The organism is Rhizobacter sp. (assembly GCF_031412075.1).
In the GTDB taxonomy this organism is placed as follows: Bacteria; Pseudomonadota; Gammaproteobacteria; order Burkholderiales; family Burkholderiaceae_C; genus Rhizobacter.
In genome coordinates this window covers 1-1,840 of record NZ_JANOCG010000588.1, presented here as the reverse complement: position 1 = coordinate 1,840, position 1,840 = coordinate 1, and the positions used below count along the sequence as shown (strand labels likewise).

Annotated in this window: 3 protein-coding genes; 1 reads left to right on the top strand and 2 read right to left on the bottom strand. The window is 62.0% G+C overall.

Annotation, left to right across the window (positions count from 1 at the left end):
* On the bottom strand, positions 1–594 hold a 594-nt coding region (locus RMO40_RS21750; protein ID WP_309725688.1), incomplete at its 3' end, for a DUF2726 domain-containing protein.
* Positions 595–757: 163 nt separating this feature from the next.
* Positions 758–1,453: a GNAT family N-acetyltransferase gene (locus tag RMO40_RS21745; RefSeq protein ID WP_309725687.1), complete on the bottom strand. Its 696-nt coding sequence runs from the start codon at positions 1,451–1,453 to the stop codon at positions 758–760.
* Between the two features lie 259 nt (positions 1,454–1,712).
* On the opposite strand from RMO40_RS21745, the gene RMO40_RS21740 reads away from it, so the two are divergent.
* On the top strand, positions 1,713–1,840 hold a 128-nt coding region (locus RMO40_RS21740; RefSeq protein ID WP_309725689.1), incomplete at its 3' end, for an uL13 family ribosomal protein.

Genomic DNA, 1,840 nt, shown 5'->3' with positions numbered 1-1,840 from the left:
TTGCCACAGCGCCGTGCGCTCGGCCCGGCGGTGGGCCACGGTGGTGGCCAGCGTGTCGCGGGCCTGGTGAAGGGTGTGCGGCGGCATCGGCTGCGGTGCGCGCGATGCGGCACCACTGTGCGGCACCAGCAATTGCAGCTCCGCCACCGAGGGCAGATGGTCAGGCGGGCAGCGCAGATAACGCACGCGGCAGGCCGACAGCACCGATTGTTTGATCTGCTGGATGCGATGCGAGCCACCGCGCTCACCTTCGAGATCGATGGCGGCGAGCACGCGCCCGTTGGCACTGCAAATCGCGAAGGTCACGTGGTTGCTGCCCAGCAGGTCGTACCAGTAGCGCACTTCGCTCGGGTCGGTGGGCTGGCAGAAGCGCACCAGTGGCAGCTTCGAAAGAATGATGTGGTGGGGCAACGCTTCGCGCAGCAGGCGGTAGATGCGTCGCTCATCGGTGCTGAACACCGGTCGACCGGTGAGGGCCCAATCGACCGGCAACGGCTTCGGTTGCGGCTTGCGTCCTTTCAGCAGAAGGATCATCAGGGCGCACACCAGCACAAGAGCAGTGCCGAGCGCGATGGCCCAGGGAAGGTTTGGCATGTTCACGGCACGGACTCGGGTGAGAGCGTCCACCATGGCGCCGACAGATGCCAAGAATGGAACGAATGAAAGTCATGCTACCTGCCACCCTCGGGGCGTCACATCCCCGACATGGGTGTGGGATGGGGGTGATGCCAGCCTTGTGGAGCTCGGCGCCGAGCGGCTACTCCGAAGCCGTTCGCCCTGTGTCACCCATGTGAGTCTTGACTTCAGAGACGATGTTCAACCAGTCGTTGATGCGATGCGCTTGCAGTTTGAGTTGGTAGTCAAACTCTGCAAACTGGTTTCCGACCATCTCGCCCATCTGCGAGGTGATGCTGTCTGGCGGCAGTTTCAGCCAGGCTTCCGACTCCGGACCATCACGTTCGACTGTCGCACCTGCATTGCGCGCGATCTTCAGCATCGCGGTGTTTTCGCTCAGGGCGTGGATGAACAGACGCTCGCAGCCGCGGTTGCGGGCATGCAACACGGCGTGCTCGAACAGCCGGGCGCCGTAGCCGCGGCCGCGGGCGCGTTTGACCACCGAGACACCAAACTCGGCGGTGGCGGGTGATGGGGAGTCTTGTTCTGGCGCAGGCATGTACGCCAGATGGGCCATGGCGATCAGATCGAGACGCCGGTTGAAGATGCCGAACACCTCGTCACGCTCGAAGTTCAACGAGTCGACATACCGGTCAACCTGCTCATCGGTGGCTGGGAAACCGAACCGAAGGTAGCGATCACTCTCGTCCAGCGACAGAAGGTGGTGCGAAATACGTTCTCGATGACGCTCCGCTAGCGAGCGGATTGGCACCCAGGAAAGCCGGGAAGGGTTCGACGCTGCCGGCGGCGGGGAGAGTGGAGTGCCTGTGGAGTCCATGCTGACCTCGGTTAGGTGTAAACCCTAAGTCTATCGGCAATCGGCGGCAACGCCGCAATGCAATACAACGCGGTGATTACCTGGCAGCGGCCGCAATCCGCTACACTAGAGGGCTTTCCCGTTCGGCTCCTGGGAAAGAACCGACTGTGCCTTGTTTGAGAGGCTGCCTGAAATAAGCAGCACCGATGGCAACCTGCAGTTCGAAGTTTGAGCCACATCCCGCCTCGCTCGCCAAGGGCAGGTTTTTAGAAAGTTACTCATGAAGACCTTCAGCGCCAAGCCGGCGGAAGTGACGCACGAGTGGTTTGTGATTGACGCCACCGACAAGGTGCTCGGACGTGTTGCCAGCGAAGTGGCACTCCGTTTGCGCGGCAAGCACAAAGCCAT

Excerpts from the sequence above, each read along its gene's own strand:
- RMO40_RS21745 (WP_309725687.1), bottom strand. The coding sequence starts at position 1,453 with ATGGACTCCACAGGCACTCCACTCTCCCCGCCGCCGGCAGCGTCGAAC.